This window comes from Desulfovibrio sp. 1214_IL3152 (assembly GCF_036763055.1).
GTDB lineage: Bacteria > Desulfobacterota > Desulfovibrionia > Desulfovibrionales > Desulfovibrionaceae > Desulfovibrio.
Map to the genome: position 1 here is coordinate 1 of NZ_JBAIYW010000534.1, position 2,067 is coordinate 2,067.

At 35.0% G+C, this 2,067-nt stretch carries 1 protein-coding gene; it reads left to right on the forward strand.

Annotated elements, in window-relative coordinates; genetic code table 11:
• The first annotated feature begins 80 nt into the window (after positions 1-80).
• The gene (locus V6C07_RS11320; protein WP_333536587.1) at positions 81-1,901 is read left to right on the forward strand and encodes a reverse transcriptase domain-containing protein; all 1,821 of its coding nucleotides are present in this window, start codon (positions 81-83) and stop codon (positions 1,899-1,901) included.
• Positions 1,902-2,067 lie beyond the last annotated feature (166 nt).

The following is a 2,067-nucleotide window of genomic DNA, read 5'->3' on the forward strand; positions in this document are numbered from 1 at the left end:
CTTAAATAGGAAGTCTTAAATAGCTTTTACTAATATATAATAAATATTAGCAACGTCTGCCATTCTGCCAAGGAGGTGTTATGGACAACATTATCTTAAAAAAATTTCAATCTGCTAAGAATCTTAGCGACTTCGCAGAAATTTTGGGATTCACTCCTCAAAAGTTAAGCTACATTATATATAAGCATGATGGTGGCATAAAGAATCAATATACAGAATTTGAAATCAAAAAGCGTTCAGGAGCATCAAGACGCATTTCTGCCCCAGCATCTGGCCTCAAAGGGGTACAATCAAAGCTGTCTGATGCTCTTCAAGATATATATAAAGCGAAAAAATCCGTTCATGGGTTTGTCCGAGGAAGGACAATTTTAACGGGTGCGATTAGACATTCTAATAAAAGATTTGTTTTTAACATAGATATAAAAGATTTTTTTCCGTCAATCCATTTTGGAAGAGTTCTTGGCCTTTTTTGTGCCAAACCGTATTCTCTTCAAAGAGAAGTTGCAATTCTCGTAGCAAAAATTGCATGTCACAACGACAAACTGCCCCAAGGATCGCCCTGTTCTCCCGTTATTGCCAACATGATATGTGGACATCTGGATTACTTGCTCAGCTCTCTGGCGAAAGAATGTGGGTGCTATTATACTAGATACGCAGATGATTTGACGTTTTCAACAAATAAAAAATCCTTTCCTGAAGAAATTGCAATTTTTTCCAAAGGGAATTGGGAAGCAGGCCCTAAATTAATTGACCTGATAAAAACTCAAGGGTTTATGGTAAATGAAGCAAAAACAACTATGCGGTCGAAATCTGATCGTCAGTTAGTTACAGGCATTGTTGTAAACGACTATCCAAACATTCAGCGCAAACTAATAAAGCAAGTACGCGCTATGCTTCATTGCTGGAGAGTAAATGGGATAGAAGCTGCTCAAGAGAAATACAAGAATCAATTTGACCTTGAGAATAGGGCTGAGCATAAGAAAAAAAACATTAGCTTTTCACAAATAGTACGTGGAAAAATTGAATATATACGCTTTATAAAGAAATATCGTATAGAACTACTAAATGACATTGATAAACAAGAAAAAATTCGAACAAAAATTCCTATTAAAAAAGACAATCAAACAATTCACAAAGATCAGCACTACAAATATCTACAGCAATTCGAATTCCTTTCCATGATGGAGCATAGAATGCCTGTAATTATTGGTGAAGGAGCAACAGATTGGATTCATCTAAAAAAGGCATTCTTTCATCTAAAAACAGCAGGAGAGTTTTCAAACTTAAATTTATTCTTTTATAAGCATAAAAAATATTTAAAAGGTGGCAACGACATACTCAGCAATCTTCCAGAAGAAGCAAAAAATTGTCAAATTGTTTTTAACTTTCCAGTTATATGCATTTATGATTCAGACATTGCAAACATACGCGAGGCGCATCGGAAAAAAGAAGATGGGATCCTATCCCATGGTAACAACATTTTTTCTTTAGTTATCCATAAGCCAAACCATAGAAATAACGATTGCATATCAATTGAACAACTTTACAGCAATGCTGATTTATTACGCAAAGACTCTTCTGGAAGGAGAATTTACTTAAATACAGAGTTCAATCCAGAAACTGGATTTTATAATGAGGATAGAACTGTATTTTATGGAAAGCGCGCGCGGGATGGCAAAGAGCTTAAAAATTGGAAGGCTACATTAAAAGACAATGAAAAAGTCCTTGATAGTGACATTTGCACTATTCAAAGAGGTATATTAAAAAATATAGCACTCTCAAAATTTGATTTTGCTATTAATATAGCTCAAAATAAGCCAGAATTCCGTGATATGGATTATTCAGAGTTCAAATCAATTTTTAAAAAGATAGAAATGATAATTAAGCATCACAATATTTAAGGCGGGTATCCACTAGCAATTCAAACCTGCTGCGAAGCATGATTGGTGAAGGATTCACCAATGAAACAAGTATTCACTCATGACACGCCAGTGCCACAACCGTTCAATAGTCATCGCCGGTACAGCGACAAAAAAACAATCTGCTATTGTGGATACCCAGATCAAA

What these genes read in the sequence shown, in the direction of transcription:
- V6C07_RS11320 (WP_333536587.1), top strand. Translation starts at nt 81, where the DNA reads ATGGACAACATTATCTTAAAAAAATTTCAATCTGCTAAGAATCTTAGC.